The organism is Nocardia tenerifensis NBRC 101015 (assembly GCF_000308715.1).
GTDB classification, from domain to species: Bacteria; Actinomycetota; Actinomycetes; order Mycobacteriales; family Mycobacteriaceae; genus Nocardia; species Nocardia tenerifensis.
In genome coordinates this window covers 1-14382 of record NZ_BAGH01000594.1, presented here as the reverse complement: position 1 = coordinate 14382, position 14382 = coordinate 1, and the positions used below count along the sequence as shown (strand labels likewise).

14 protein-coding genes are annotated in these 14382 nt (G+C 69.0%); 5 read left to right on the top strand and 9 right to left on the bottom strand.

The genetic code is table 11. The features are described 5' to 3' along the window. Positions 1 to 94 precede the first annotated feature (94 nt). Positions 95 to 748, top strand: a complete 654-nt coding sequence (locus tag ON39_RS40130; protein WP_040742071.1) for a maleylpyruvate isomerase N-terminal domain-containing protein — start codon at positions 95 to 97, stop codon at positions 746 to 748. Here the strand turns inward: ON39_RS40130 and ON39_RS40125 are convergent, their stop codons facing one another. Together ON39_RS40125 and ON39_RS40120 are read right to left on the bottom strand one after the other, a co-directional pair. Beyond that, positions 749 to 3571 carry a M48 family metallopeptidase gene (locus tag ON39_RS40125; RefSeq protein WP_040742070.1) on the bottom strand — a complete coding sequence of 941 codons (2823 nt, stop codon included), beginning with the start codon at positions 3569 to 3571 and terminating at the stop codon, positions 749 to 751. A gap of 68 nt (positions 3572 to 3639) precedes the next feature. Continuing rightward, positions 3640 to 4149, bottom strand: a complete 510-nt coding sequence (locus ON39_RS40120) for a hypothetical protein (RefSeq protein WP_051187712.1) — start codon at positions 4147 to 4149, stop codon at positions 3640 to 3642. A gap of 205 nt (positions 4150 to 4354) precedes the next feature. On the opposite strand from ON39_RS40120, the gene ON39_RS40115 reads away from it, so the two are divergent. Both ON39_RS40115 and ON39_RS40110 read left to right on the top strand, forming a co-directional pair. After that, on the top strand, positions 4355 to 4948 hold the full coding sequence (locus tag ON39_RS40115) for a class I SAM-dependent methyltransferase (RefSeq protein ID WP_040742069.1): 594 nt from the start codon (positions 4355 to 4357) through the stop codon (positions 4946 to 4948). A 203-nt stretch (positions 4949 to 5151) separates the two neighbouring features. Beyond that, positions 5152 to 6138 carry an ABC transporter ATP-binding protein gene (locus tag ON39_RS40110; protein WP_051187711.1) on the top strand — a complete coding sequence of 329 codons (987 nt, stop codon included), beginning with the start codon at positions 5152 to 5154 and terminating at the stop codon, positions 6136 to 6138. 4 nt (positions 6139 to 6142) lie between these two features. Here ON39_RS40110 and ON39_RS40105 read toward each other — a convergent pair whose 3' ends face one another. After that, positions 6143 to 7021, bottom strand: a complete 879-nt coding sequence (locus tag ON39_RS40105) for an NAD(P)-dependent oxidoreductase (protein ID WP_040742068.1) — start codon at positions 7019 to 7021, stop codon at positions 6143 to 6145. 49 nt (positions 7022 to 7070) lie between these two features. Between ON39_RS40105 and ON39_RS40100 the strand changes: the two genes are divergently transcribed. Further along, on the top strand, positions 7071 to 7478 hold the full coding sequence (locus ON39_RS40100; protein ID WP_040742066.1) for a MerR family transcriptional regulator: 408 nt from the start codon (positions 7071 to 7073) through the stop codon (positions 7476 to 7478). 519 nt (positions 7479 to 7997) lie between these two features. Continuing rightward, positions 7998 to 9149, top strand: coding sequence for a serine hydrolase domain-containing protein (locus tag ON39_RS40095; protein WP_146251381.1), 1152 nt, complete (start codon positions 7998 to 8000; stop codon positions 9147 to 9149). A gap of 24 nt (positions 9150 to 9173) precedes the next feature. On the opposite strand, the gene ON39_RS40090 is transcribed toward ON39_RS40095, so the two are convergent. The 6 genes from ON39_RS40090 to ON39_RS40065 all read right to left on the bottom strand — a co-directional run. Next, the gene (locus tag ON39_RS40090; protein ID WP_040742064.1) at positions 9174 to 9581 is read right to left on the bottom strand and encodes a RidA family protein; all 408 of its coding nucleotides are present in this window, start codon (positions 9579 to 9581) and stop codon (positions 9174 to 9176) included. Then, positions 9578 to 11215 carry an AMP-binding protein gene (locus ON39_RS40085; RefSeq protein ID WP_040742062.1) on the bottom strand — a complete coding sequence of 546 codons (1638 nt, stop codon included), beginning with the start codon at positions 11213 to 11215 and terminating at the stop codon, positions 9578 to 9580. The genes ON39_RS40090 and ON39_RS40085 overlap by 4 nt, the downstream gene beginning before the upstream one ends. 35 nt (positions 11216 to 11250) lie before the next feature. Then, positions 11251 to 12507, bottom strand: a complete 1257-nt coding sequence (locus ON39_RS40080; RefSeq protein ID WP_040742061.1) for an acyl-CoA dehydrogenase family protein — start codon at positions 12505 to 12507, stop codon at positions 11251 to 11253. Between the two features lie 2 nt (positions 12508 to 12509). Then, positions 12510 to 13361: an enoyl-CoA hydratase family protein gene (locus ON39_RS40075; RefSeq protein ID WP_040742059.1), complete on the bottom strand. Its 852-nt coding sequence runs from the start codon at positions 13359 to 13361 to the stop codon at positions 12510 to 12512. After that, positions 13358 to 13891 carry a MarR family winged helix-turn-helix transcriptional regulator gene (locus tag ON39_RS40070; protein WP_246003208.1) on the bottom strand — a complete coding sequence of 178 codons (534 nt, stop codon included), beginning with the start codon at positions 13889 to 13891 and terminating at the stop codon, positions 13358 to 13360. Before ON39_RS40070 ends, ON39_RS40075 begins: the two co-directional genes overlap by 4 nt. 1 nt (position 13892) lies before the next feature. After that, positions 13893 to 14382: SDR family NAD(P)-dependent oxidoreductase (locus ON39_RS40065; protein WP_040742057.1), on the bottom strand; the 490-nt coding region annotated here is incomplete at its 5' end.

Below are 14382 nucleotides of genomic sequence, written 5' to 3'. Positions count from 1 at the left end.
CGCGGACCGCCACCCATGTTCGCCGCGGCACGTCGCCGGATCCGGACGGCGAAAAGCGGTCGCGACGCCGCCCGGTCACTGCTAACTTGCCGCCGTGGATCTCTTCTCCCGTTCATGGGCCGCACTGCGCACGGCCGTCGCCGAACTCCCGGACCGAGACTTCGAACGACCCTCCGGCTGCACCGGCTGGTTGGTGCGAGACCTGGTGTGCCACTTGATCATCGACGCCCAAGATGTCTTGATAACCCTCGTAACCCCCAGCGACGAGGAGCCGACCAGGGACGCGGTGACGTACTGGAACATCATCGAGCCGCCCACGGGTGACGACCCGCTCGACGCGCTGATCGTCCGGCTGGCCGCGGCGTACGGGCATCCCGCCCTGCTGAAGTTCCACCTCGACGATGTCGGCTCCGCCGCGGGCCGCGCCGCCGAGCTCGCCCACCCGCACGCCCGCGTGAGCACCAAAGACCAGGTACTGACGGTCGCCGACTACCTCCACGCCTACGTCATGGAGTGGACCCTGCACCACCTCGACCTGATCATGGATTTCCCCGACGCCGCCGAGCCGCCCGCCGAAGCCATGGCCGAGGCCCGCGCGATGCTCGAAAAGCTCGCCGGCGCACCATTTCCCGAGACGATGTCGGACCGCGACGCCCTCCTCGTCGGCACCGGCCGCCGCCGCCCGGCCCCCGCTGAGGAAACCGAATTAGGCGACCTCGCAACAAAACTCCCACTCGCCCTCGGTTAGTCACCCGTTCGTCAGCACACCGATCGTGTGCAGGTACCGCATCAGCGACTGGTAGGCGGTGACGGCCTCCACACCCTCGGTCATTGACCTGCCGAACAGGGCATCGTCCTTGGCGCCGAAGCTGTTTCGGCAGTCACTGCCCGCCTGCTCGCCGACGGTATAGGCCTTCGCCCAATCCTGCTGCGCCCGCTCGTCCGGAATGGGGATGAAGGCCGCCGCGTCGTGGGCGGCGCGGGCGACGGCGGTGCAAATCGGCCCGAACACGTCGGGATCGAGGTCCACTGTGGGCTCGCCGGCCTCCTGTGCTGCACGGGCCGCCTCACCCGTGGCCTCGCCCCATTTCCGGAAATCCTCGCCCAGTTCGATGACCTTGTCGTGCCCGCCGACCCGCAGCCATGCCCAGACCTTCCGGTAGGTGGCTTCCGGCGTAGGCGGCGGCTCGTTGCCGATGGTCGCGACCGGAGCGACGTCGGGACCGTCGCGAACGTAGTAGTTGAGCGCGGTGTCGACGCCGAGAATCGCGACGGCTGCGGCCGCCGCCGTCACCAGAAGCCTTCGGCGGAACAATGATTCGGGCCGGGCGGACACCTCGGTCGACGCCGCCGCACGACGTCGCAGCACCAGCCGGCCGCCGTCCACCAGGACCGCGCCGACGAGCGCGCCGAGCGCGGCCAGCGTGAGCGCGAGACCGAGTACGAACGGAACCTGTAGCGTCACAACGAGCCACGCCGCGTGCGGCCGGATATCGCAGGTGTAGGCCAACACTCGCATCGAGCCGACGCAACCGTCGACGGCCGCGAAGACGAACAGCCCGGCCAGACCCATCAGCCCCGCCCCGCCGGACGCGGCCAGCGCGATCGCCAGGCGGTAGCGGCGGGTGGTGGCGGAGACGATGATCGCGGTCGCCACCGTCGCGAGGCCGAGTCCGACCGTCAACCACATCGGATACCGCAGTATCCACTCGGTGTTCGACGCTTCCCGCGGCGGCTGATCGGCGTGCAGCACCAGCATGACCACCACGACGGCCACCCAGCACAGCCCACCGCCGAGGACGGCGCCGGCGAGAGCTGGTCGCAGCGACACCGGCTGCCGGATGGTCGTCTCGCCGTCCGGCGGGTCGGTGCGGGCCCGCTCGACCCAGCCGGGTGTGCCGGTTCTCGGCTTCCGGAGCAGGGGGACGAGCGGGAACAGCCACAGTACTGCGGCGCCCGCGAGCACCAGGGGTCTGTTGGCCAGATCCGCGACGAACCAGAACCACGAGGGCAGGCCCGCCGTCGCCAGCTGCGGGGAGCGCAGCGGACCGATCAGGAACAGGAACGGCCCACTCATCCAGTAGCCGTACCAGGTGCCGAAGACCACCAGGGCGGCGGCCGAACCCAGGATTCGCACCGGTCGGATCGATCGCCCCGCCCACCCCCTGATCCACAGTTCCGCGCATTGCGTTATCCACCAGGTGAATACGGGACCGCTGATCACGAACACGAGCAGAATCGCGGATCCTCGCGGCAACAGCGCAAAGCCCGCCGTGCGGAAGGACACTAGTTCGCCCACCGCCATACCCGCGCCGAGCCAGACCCCCGCGCCCCACCCGGAGGGGACGGGGCGACCGGTCAGCACGGCGTAGCCGACCACTCGCCACAGCGCGTAGCCCGCGATGCCGACCACAAGCGCGGCCGTCACCCAGGTCGACACCCGCTCGACGGCGAGCTGATCCCACGGCAGGCCGAAGCTGTCGACCACCGCGGGCAGCGACACGTTGGCGACCTGCGCGACGACGCCGGTGAGGAACATCGGTAATGCATTCGCGCCGAAGAGGATTCCGGGATCGCGCAACGATCGCAGGCGTTCGGAGATGTCCGGGTGGGTTCGCCAGATACCGATAAACCGGTGCAGGACAGCGGTTCTCGGCTGAACCACGGCATGGTTGTCGCGCCAGGTGAACGCGGACCGTCCGGCCAGGTTCGCGGCGTCGAGGTCGGCGTAGAACTCGCGGGTGCGCAGAATGTCGGCGCGGACCAGATAGGTCAGGGCGACGAGTACCGCGACCCGGATCAGGCCCCGCAGGCCCAATTGCCAATCCTCGCGCCAGGTTTCGGTGGCGGTCGCCAGCGACACCGCCTGGCCGATCAGGTGGGGCAGCAGCGCGCAGAGCAGGAACGCCCGCCACACGGCGACGGTAGCGTAGGCGATGTCGACGTCGCGGTTGCGGATGTGCGCGAGTTCGTGCAGGGCGACGTCGCGCAGCACGCCGGGGGCGGCGCTTCGGTGCGCGATCAGACCGGCATCGAGGCACACCGTGTATCGCCCCAGCCTTCCGAACACGACCGCTCCGACCGCGTCGGATCGGGGGTCGATCGCGAACTCGGGGCTGGTGCGCAGACCTGCCACGGCCACGAGATCGCGCAGCTCCGCTGCCAATTCGTCGGTCGAGTGCAGATCGATGCGCAGCAGACGCCTGCGTCGCCACGTAGGCCACAGCAGGTAGATCGCGATCGCCACCGCGGCGACGGCCACCACGGCGAGGAGCATCCAGTCGGTCGGCGCCTGTAGTCCGTGGGTGGTCTGGCACGATTCGATGAACCCGGAGTTGATGAGTGTCTCGGTCGGCGTATACGCCTGCCGCGGGTCGTAACCCACGGCGAGACGGCAGATCTCGAACCATTCGCTGCCGCCTTGATACCAGGTCGCCGTACTGGAGAGCAGGAACAGGCTGTCGAACGTGATGAAGGCCAGCAGGAGCGTGAAGCGCAGCGACGTGCCCGCGGCGAGGGCTCCGGCCCGCACCGGCACAGCGGGGACCTCCGATTCGACGGTGATGTCCATCCTTTCCCGCGCGGCCGATCAGTTCGGTGCCGCAGTACGGACACCGCTGCTGAATGTTGTTCCGCGCGTCAGGGTTCCGGTGGCCGGGCAGCATCGACGCCGGAACCGCGAAGAGCCAGCCGAATGCCTACCTTGTCGGCGATGATCCGCGCCCGGTCGGCGTCCATGCCCGCGCGCATCGCGGCATCGGCCACCTGCGTGTGCACATCGGCGATCTGCTCCCTGGTGAACTCGGGCACGATCGGCGCGCCCTCGCCCCGGCCGAGCAGTCGCCGCAGGCGCTGCCGTACCGCCTTACCGCCGCCGGTGATCGCGGTGTCGGTGAACCGCTTCACCGCCTCGTCCACCGCCACCCACACGATCGGACTCGCGAGTACCACCACCTCGTCTAAGCCGAAACCGAGCAGGTCGCCACCGCGCCTGCGCCGCTGGAGCAGTCGCACGGCGTCGCCGTTGTCGAGTTGGCGCAGCCGATCGACCAGGGCCAGCTCGTCGGGTGCGACATCGGCGATCACCTCCCGGACGAGATCGCCGACCAGCACGGATTCGCCGGACGGCCTGTGCCCCGCCACATCCATCGACAGTTCTCCTCCGACGTGCCGTACCCCACCAGCAGAGACTCGCCTCCGAGCTTGCCGCAGCGGGCGAGGTGCGTCAATACACTGCGCGTCGGGCGTAACGTAGCTTCCGAACATCCACGGGTCCATGGAAATTGGTCGGCGGAAGGGGACGGCGGTGTCCGGAGATCCTTTCGGCGGGCGAGTGCCGACGAGTCATGAGCGGATGACGGGCCTGCCGTGGGACGCGTCGTATCGGGATGGCCCGGCGCCGTGGGATATCGATGGACCGCAGCCGGCGATCGCGCGGGTGGCCGCCGCGGGTGGGATCACCGGGGCGGTGCTCGATGTGGGGTGTGGGTCGGGGGAGAACGCGCTTTATGTTGCGTCGCTGGGCTTTTCGGTACTCGGGGTGGATGTGGCGGAGACGGCGCTGGCGCGTGCCGGGGCCAAGGCGGCCGAGCGGGGGATCGAGGCCGAGTTCGCCGTCGCGGACGCGTTCCGATTGCGAAGTCTGGGGCGGTGTTTCGACACGGTGCTGGACTCCGGCATGTTCCATACGTGCGCCGACGACGAGCGGCCGGGGTACGTGGCCAGCCTCGCCTCGGTGACCGAGCCCGGCGCGACCCTGTATGTGCTGTGCTTCAGCGATATCGGCCCCGACACCGGCCCTCATCCGGTGAGCCGCGACGCGTTGGCCGCGGCGTTCGCGCCGGGCACCGGCTGGAGTGTCGTTGCCATCGAGGAAGGTCGAGTTCTGACGAGATTCCACGGCGAGGCCGGCGCGCCCGCCTGGCTCGCGACCCTGGAACGGATTTAAAGCCCCGACACGTTCGCCGAACCAGAGAACACCTTGTTCGTCCACTGTCGGCCACCCCGAAAACGCCGGGCGAAATCGGTGAATGCGACAAGAATTCGACCGTGACGCGGCCCGCGGCCTTACAGTGGATCGACGGTCCACGAGATATCGGGGGCGTCAGGCCTCGCCGGTGGATTCTCGTCGGGAATCTATGGAGGTCGACCATGGGCGTCGCGGTAAGAGCCGAGGGTGTCACCAAATCGTTCGGCTCGCAGCGTATTTGGCAGGATGTCTCGCTGACGCTGCCGTACGGCGAGGTCAGCGCCTTGCTCGGTCCGTCGGGCACCGGCAAGTCGGTCTTCCTGAAATCGCTGATCGGTCTGCTCCGCCCGGAACGCGGCTCGATCTATATCGGCGACACCGACATCATGCGGTGCACGACCAAAGAGCTCTACGAACTCCGCAAGCTCTTCGGCGTGCTGTTCCAGGACGGCGCGCTGTTCGGCTCCATGACCCTGTTCGACAACGTCGCCTTTCCGCTTCGTGAGCATACGAAGAAGTCGGAGTCGCAGATCAAGTCCATCGTCATGGAGAAGCTCGAGCTCACCGGCTTGCTCGGTGACGAGAACAAACTCCCGGGCGAGATCTCCGGCGGTATGCGCAAGCGCGCCGGGCTGGCGCGTGCCCTGGTGCTGGATCCGCAGATCATCCTGGTCGACGAGCCGGACTCCGGTCTGGACCCGGTGCGCACCTCGTACCTCAGTCAATTGCTGATCGATATCAACGCGCAGATCGACGCGACGATCCTGATCGTCACCCACAACATCAACCTGGCCCGCACCGTGCCCGACAACATCGGCATGCTGTTCCGTCGTCAGCTGGTGATGTTCGGCCCGCGTGAGGTTCTGCTGACCTCCGACGAGCCGGTGGTCAAGCAGTTCCTCAACGGCCGCATGCAGGGCCCGATCGGCATGTCCGAGGAGAAGGACGAGGCCCAGATGGCGCGCGAGCAAGCGATGTTCGACGCGGGCCACCACCACGGCGGTGCCGAGGAGGTCGAGGGAATTATCCCGCAGATGGAGGCCCAGCCGGGAATGCCTGTGCGCCAAGCGGTTCTGCGCCGCAAGGAGCGGGTTCGGGAGATCATGCACACCCTTCCGCACGCGGCCCAGGCGGCCATCCGGGACTCGCTCGACCGCAACGGCAACTGAGCGCCTAGCGCGGTGTGCCGAACTCCTCGATCAGCACCGGATACTGCTCCGCGCCGTGCCCGGCGGCGATCGAGCGGTCCGCCATCGCCTTGATCAACCGCGGCAGTTCGGCGTTGACGCCGACCGCCTCGCTCTCCTCGATCAGATGCGCCATCGCCCGCGCGTCCGTCTCCAGCGTCGACACCTCCGCCGGGAAGGAGCCGCGGTCGATCTGCTCGGCGTACCCGGGCAACCACTCGGCGACCCCGGCGGCGATCTGCGCGGCGAACGGCGCGAAGGTCGCGGCGTCCACCCCGGCCGTGCGGAGCATGGCGGTGCCGTGCAGCCAGGCGTTGAGCACGCTCCACATCATGGCCAGGCCGGCCACGTCGTACAGCGACGCCAGCCCGTGGTCCGCGCCGAGGTAGCTGACGGTGCCGAGCGCGTCGAGGATCGGCCGGTGCGCCGCGAAGTCCGCCTCCGGCCCGCTGTGCAGAATCACCGCTTCGGCGGTCCCGATGGCGGGCGGAATGGCCATGATGGCACCGTCGAGGTAGCGGGCGCCGCGCTGCTCGGCCCAGCGGGCGGTCGCCCGCGCCTGGGCGGAATCGCCCGACGTCAGGTTGATCAATGTTGTTCCGGCCAAGTCGTTTTCGCTCGCGTCGAGCAGTTCGCGCACCGCCGGGTAGTCGGTGAGGCAGATGATGATCAGGGGACTCGCGGCGAGCGCGGCGCCGACCGTCGGCGCGAGCCGCGCGCCCTCGCTCACCAACCGCTCGGCCTTGGCCGCCGTGCGGTTCCACACGGTGGTGGGGTGTCCGGCCTTCAGGAACGCGCCGGCGAGCGCCTGGCCCATCCGCCCGAGTCCGAGGACGGTCACCGATGTTTCGTTTTTCTGGGTCATGGCAGCATCATCAACGTTGATACCGGTGTGAAGGTCAAGCGAGGTTGCGATGCTGATCGGGGAATTGAGTAGTCGGACGGGCGTCCACGCGCATCAGCTGCGTTACTACGAGGCCCAGGGTCTGCTGGAGGCCGACCGCGGCCCGAACGGCTACCGCGAGTACGACGAGGCCGCCGTGCTGCGGGTCAAGCAGATCCGGCATCTGCTCGCCGCGGGCCTGTCCTCCGAGGACATCGCCTACCTGTTGCCGTGCGCCATCGGCGAGGCCCCCGAACTGCTCGGCTGCCCGGAGTTGCTCGCCGCCATGCGCACCCGGCTGGACCGCCTGAACGACCAGCTGGACAAGCTCGCGCGCTCCCGCGACGCGCTGGCCGATTACATCGACGCCGCCGAGCGAACGGCGAGCTGGAACTATCCGCCCTTCGACCAGACCGAACCGCTGCCCGTCTCCGCCTGAACGAATCGGCCGCAGCTCGACAACTCGGCGTGGCGACGACGGGTGCGCGAAGACGACGACATTCGTGTGTAGCGTTGCCAATTGATAGCTCTAGTGGCCTTCATGCGATTGAGACCAGGAGTTGATCATGGCAATCGGAAGCCTCGCCGCCGCGCGGCGAGCATTATCGCCGCGGCGACTTGTGGTGCGCGAGCGGCCGGATTGCCCGCACACGCCCCGTGATTCTTGGCCCTTGGCCGTATTGGTCGCGGCGCTCACGCTGATCGCGATACTCGCGCCTGCCTGTGGCGAATCGGCCGCGCCCGCCGACAAGGCCACTATGTGGATGGCTTGTACCGGACCATTGGCCCCTGCGTGTGCGACCAGCGGCATACGCGGGTGACTCCGGTGTCCTCCTAGAGGATGAACTTGCCCCTGATTTTTCCGGCCCGAGCCGCATATGCCCTGTTCACGGCGGAGTTTCAATTGCCGGGGTGCCTACCATCGAAAGTTCCATACGGTCGAAGGTAGGAGTTGGTGGTGCGACGATTCATGATGGTCTCGGCCCTCATGGCAGGGACGGTGCTGGCGTGCTCGATGAGTGGGCAGGTGCCCCGGGCGGTCGCCGACACCGGCAGCGCGGACGCGCGCATCGGCAGGTTGCAGGCGATGCTGGATCGGCTGGTCCGGGAGTCCGATATCCCCGGCGCGCAGCTGGTGATCACCGAGCACGGTCGCGATACCCGGATCAGCAGCGGGGTCGGCGATCTCGCCACCGGCGCACCGTTTCCCGAGACCGCGCAGGTGCGCATCGCCAGCACCACGAAATCCTTTGTCGCGGCGACGGTTCTACTGCTGGTGGCCGAGAACAAGGTTGAGCTGGACGCGCCCGTGCAGCGGTATCTACCCGGCGTGGTGCACGGTCCGGGCGGCGACGGGAACGTCATCACCGTCCGAAACCTGTTGCAGCACACCAGCGGAATCCCCGACTACCTCTCGAAGCTGGACATCTCCACCGAGGCGGCGCTGCGTAATCCGCGCCCGGTCGAGGAGCTGATCCGGCTCGGCCTCGACCAACCGGCGGACTTCGCCCCCGGTGCCGAGTTCCGCTACTCCAACACCAATTACCTGCTGGTCGGCGCGCTGGTCGAACGGGTGACCGGCCGACGGCTGCGCGAGGAGGTGACCGCCCGGGTGATCGAACCCCTCGGCCTCACCGACACCTACTGGCCGGACTTCCCCCGCGAGCAGGTGATCCGCGGCCCGCACCCGCACGGTTACGCGATGCTCGAGGGCGAACGCGTCGACATCGATGCATTCGATCCGTCCTGGGGCATGGCCGACGGCGCCATGGTCTCCACTCCCGCCGACATCAACCGCTACTTGATGAGCCTGCTGTCCGGACGGGTGCTCCCCGCCGCCCAGCTGGCCGAGATGCAGCGCACCGTCTCCCTCGGCGATCCGGAGTCGCCCATGGCGGCGGCCGGACTCGGTCTGCTTCACCTGCCGACCGAGTGCGACCACGAAACCTGGAGTCACGACGGTGGTTTCCCCGGCTACGGGGTCATGAACCGGGCGACAAAGGACCGCGCGGTGACCCTGGTCATGAACCAGCTGCCGGAAGACCCTGTCCTCGAGGGAGATACGGCCTTGGAGGCGGTAATCGTCGAAAACGCTCTCTGCGGAAGATGAGTCGCAGCGGGTGAGTCGCCGGGCTCACCCGCTGTGCGGCGAATCGGGGATCACCGCGGTGACCTCGATCTCGACCTTCGCCTGCGGCTCGACCAGGCGGCTCACCTCGATGGCGGTCATCGCCGCGTCGAAGCCGCCGATCACCTCGCGGAAGGCGACCCCGATCTCGCGATACGCGCGCACGTAGGCGTCGACATCGGTGACGTACCAGGTCATTCGCGCGATGTGCTCGGGTCGCGCGCCCGCCTCGGCGAGCACCGCCACCACGTTGCGCAGCGCTTGACGCACCTGCTCGGCGAGGTCGTCGGAGCGGAACACCCCGTCGGCGTCCCAGCCGACCATGCCCGCCACGAACACCAACTCGCCCCGTGCGGCAATGCCGTTCGCGTACCCGCGCGGGCGCGGCCAGCCGGGCGGTTGCAGGACCCTCATGCCGTCGCCGCCGAATCGGACTGCGGCACAACGGTTTCGCGCAGACGAAAACGCTGTAGCTTGCCGGTGGGCGTGCGCGGCAGTGCGTCGACGAAGACTATCGCCCTCGGGTACTTGTACGGCGCCACCGTCTGTTTCACGAAATCCTGCAATTCCTCGACCATCCCGTCGCGGTCCTCGACCTCCGGGCGCAGCACGACATACGCCTTGACGATCTGCCCGCGGTCCTCGTCCGGCACGCCGACGACGGCGCAGTCGGCGACCGCGAAATGCCCGGCCAGCGCGTCCTCGACCTCGGGCGCGGCGATGTTGTAGCCCGAGGACACGATCATGTCGTCGGAGCGCGCCTGATAGTGGAAGTAGCCGTCGGCGTCGATGGAGTAGGCGTCGCCGGTGTAGTTCCAGCCGTCGCGCACGTACACGGTCTGTCGTTCGTCGGCGAGGTAGCGGCAGCCGGTGGGACCGCGCACGGCGAGCAGCCCGATCTCGCCCGGCCCCAACGTGTTTCCCGCCTCGTCCACCACCCGCGCCTCGTACCCGGGCACCGCGCGCCCGGTCGCGCCCGGCCGGGCGTGGGCTTCGTCGGCGGAGATGAAGATGTGCAGCATCTCGGTGGCCCCTATGCCGTCGATCAGCTCGAGGCCGGTCGCCTCCCGCCAGCGCGTTCGGGTGCTCGGCGGCAAGGGCTCGCCCGCCGAGACACACTTGCGCAGCGTGGTGCCGCGCAGATCGTGTTTGGCGAGTATGCGATACGAGGTGGGCGCGGTGAAAAGCACCGTCGCACCGAACTTCTCGATGGCGTCGAGCAACTGCGGCGGGCCGGCGTGCTCGAGCAGCACCGAGGAGGCCCCGACCGTCATGGGGAACAGCAGCAGCCCGCCGAGGCCGAACGTGAAGGCCAGCGGCGGGCTGCCGATGAACACGTCGTCGGGCTCCGGGCGCAGAATGTGGTGCGGGAAGCAGTGACAGATCGCCATCACGTCGCGGTGGAAGTGCACGGTCGCCTTCGGCACGCCGGTGGTGCCGGAGGTGAAGGCGATGAGGCAGACGTCGTCGGCGGCGGTGTCCACCGTGTCGAACCGGCCGTCGTGGCGTGCCATCAGCGCCTCGAGGCCGTCGTCGGCGGCGCCGTGGAAGTAGCGCACCTGGGTCAGGGTCGGGCAGGCCGCGATGACCGTTTCCAACCGCTCGGCCAGCGCACTGTCGCAGAGCGCGTGGGTGATTCGGGCTTTGTCGACGATCTGGGTCAGCTCCTTCACCCGCAGCAGCGGCATGGCCGTCACGGCGATGCCGCCCGCCTTGAGCACGCCGAACCAGCACGCGGTCAGCATGGGATTGTTCGGGGCGTCGAGCAGCACGCGGTTGCCCGGTACCAGCCCCATGTCGTGGACCAGAACCGCCGCAATGCGATTGGCTTGCTCGTTCAGGTCGGCGTAGGTCCATCGCGGCCCGTCGGGCGCCTGCACGCACAGTCGCGCGCCGTCGCCGTCGGCCACGCGACGATCGAGTAGTTCCGCGGCGCAGTTGAGTTGGGCGGGGAAGCGCAGCTCGGGCGCGTCGAACACGAGATCGGGCCACTGGTCGAGCGGGGGCAGGTGGTCGCGGGCGAAGGTGTCGATGTGCGCGCTTGTCATGGTCGAACCTTGTGGGGGAGAAGGAGAATCGTGGATCAGGACGCCGTGGTCGCGGCGTCGCGCAGGAGTTCGCGGGCGATGATCAGCTGCTGCACCTCGGTGGCGCCCTCGTAGATGCGCAGGGCCCGGATGTCGCGGTAGAGCCGCTCGACCGGCCGGTCGCGGACCACGCCGAGCGCGCCCCACATCTGCACCGCGGCGTCGATGACCCGTTGCGCCCCTTCGGTCGCGGCCATCTTGGCCATGGCGGCCTCGCGGGTGACCGGACGCCCGCGATCGCGTTGCCAAGCCGCCCGGTAGGTGAGCAGCGCGGCCGAGTCGATCGTGGTCGCCATCCGGGCGAGTTCGGCTCGGGTGAGCTGGAAGTCGGCCAGCACGCCGCCGAACATGCGCCGCGAGCGCGCCCTGGCGAGCGCCTCGGCCATGGCGCGGCGGGCGAAGCCGAGGGCGGCGGCCGCGACCGAGGTGCGGAAGACGTCCAGGGTGCGCATGGCGATACCGAAACCCGCGCCCGCGTCGCCGATTCGCTGGCCTGCGGGCACCCGGCAGCCGTCGAAGCGCAGCCGGGCCAGCGGGTGCGGGGAGATCACGTCGATGCGTTCGGCGATACGCAGGCCGGGGGTCTCGGCGTCGACGATGAACGCCGAAATGCCCCGCGCGCCTTCCCCTTCCCCGGTGCGCGCGAACACGACGTAGAAATCGGCGATGCCGCCGTTGGAGATCCACGTCTTCTCGCCGTCGAGGACGAAGCCGTCCCCGTCGGCGCGCGCGGCGCACGACAGCGCGGCGGCGTCGGAGCCCGCCTCGGACTCCGAGAGCGCGAACGCCGCCAGCGCCGTACCGGCGGCCACCCCCGGCAGGTAGCGCGCCTTCTGCTCGTCGGTGCCGGCGAGGCTTATCGCGCCGGAGCCGAGACCCTGCATGGCGAAGGCGAAGTCGGCGAGCGCGTCGTGCTCGGCCAGGATCTCGCGGGCGAGACAAAGGGTGCGCGTGTCGATTCGGTCGCGGGCGCCACCGTATTCGGTGCCCGCGACGGCGTGACGCAGCCAGCCCGCGTCGCCGAGGGCGCGGACCAGTCGGCGGCAGCGGTCGTCGAGATCGGTGTAGGCCTCCGGCACAAGGCGGTTGGCGTCGTGCGCAAAGTGGTCGGTGTCGTGCGTGGGCCGGTCGGCGTTGTGTGCAGGGCGGTCGGTGTCGTAGGCGAGGCTTTCGGCCGCCCAGTCGCGCAGTGCGACAGCCAGCTTCCGGTGGTCGTCATCGAAGAACGGCCAGTCCCCATGGTCGTCGGACATGGCTAGTTCCCTTCGAACTTCGGGCGTTGCTTGTCCCGGAACGCGTGATAAGCGCGGGCGAAGTCCTCGGTGAGCATGCACAGCGCCTGCGCCTGGGCCTCGGCCTCGATGGCCTGGTCCACGGTCATCGACCACTCCTGGTGCAGCATGGTTTTGGTGATGCCCTGCGCGAAGGTCGGGCCCTCGGCCAGCCGGCGCGCGAGTCCGCCTGCGCTGGTGAGCAATTCGGCCGGCTCGGTGAGCTGATTGAAGAACCCCCACGCATACGCCTCCTCCCCGGTCATCGCCCGCCCGGTGTAGAGCAGCTCGGAGGCGCGGCCCTGCCCGATGATGCGCGGCAGCATCGCGCACGCGCCCATATCGCACCCGGCAAGACCGACCCTGGTGAACAGGAAAGCCGTTGTGCTGCGGGCCGTTCCGACGCGCAGATCCGATGCCATGGCGAGGATCGCCCCCGCGCCCGCGCACACCCCGTCGACGGCGGCCACGATCGGCTGCGGGCAGGCCCGCATCGCCTTGACCAGATCGCCGGTCATCCGGGTGAACTTCAGCAGCTCGGGCGCGGGCAGCGCGATCAACGGCCCGATGATGTCGTGCACGTCGCCGCCGGAGCAGAAGTTCTCGCCCGCGCCGTGCAGGACGATCACCGTGACATCCTCGGCATAGGCCAAGCGGCGGAACAGGTCTCGCAGCTCGGCGTAGGAGTCGAACGTCAGCGGGTTCTTGCGCTGAGGCCGGTCGAGCATGATCGTGCCGACACCGTCGTCGACCCGCCACCGGAAATGCGTGCTCTGGTAGTCGGCGAGCGTCGTGCGATTGGCCGCGCGCAGTGCGGGATCGAGATGCTGGGTCATCGGGGCTCCCGGTGATTCGTCGCGGAGGCGGGCTCGGCCGGGCCCGCGAGGTGTACGCGCAGCCGGCCGAGCAGGTCGAACAGCAGTTGCTCGTCGCCGCGGCCGAACCCGGCGAACATCTCGGTCAGCCAGCGCTCGTGCTCGGCGGCCATCTCCTCGAAGCGCTCGCGCCCGAGTGCGGTGAGCCGCACCAGGGTCGCGCGCTTGTCGATCGGGTCCGGCACGCGATCGACCCAGCCCTCGGCCACCAGCTGATCGGTGAGCCCGGTGACATTGCCGCCGGTGACCATGAGATAGCGGGACAGCGCGCTCATTCGGAGCCCGTCGTGGTGCCGGTCGAGCTGGGCCAGGTAGTCGAAGCGCGGCAGGGTGGTGGCGAAGCGAACCCGCAGCCGGGTGCGGATCTCCTGCTCGATCTCGTTGGTGGTGGCCAGCAGTCGCAGCCACAGCCGCACATCGAGGTGGTCGCCGGAGACCGTGCGGGCCTCCATGCCGATGCGTTGGTCGCCGAGTTCGTGCCGGGTGGTCACCTCACATCACCTCCCCGCCGCTGATCGAGATCGACTGGCCGGTAATGGAGTTCGCCGCGTCCGAGCACAGCCAGGCTGCGGCGGCGGCCACCTCGTCCGGCTCGATCAGCCGTCCCTGCGGGTTGTGCCGGGTGAAGACGGCGCGCGCCTCGGCGGCGTCGCGGCCGGTCGTCTCGATCACGGTGGTCACGCTCTCCTGTAGCAGGTCGGTGTCGGTGAAGCCGGGGCAGATCGCGTTCACCGTGATGGGCGTGTTCGCGAGTTCCAGTGCCAGAGCACGCGTCAGCCCGATCACGCCGTGCTTGGCCGCGACGTAGGCGCTCACATACGGGTAGCCACGCAGGCCGGCCGTGCTGGCGATAGTGATCACCCGGCCGCGCCCGGCCGCGAGCATGTCGGGCACCGCGCAGCGCGTGCAGGTGAACGGGCCGGTGAGGTTGACCGCGAGCATGCGCTGCCACAGTTCGTCGGTGGTGCGGCGCAGGGGCGCG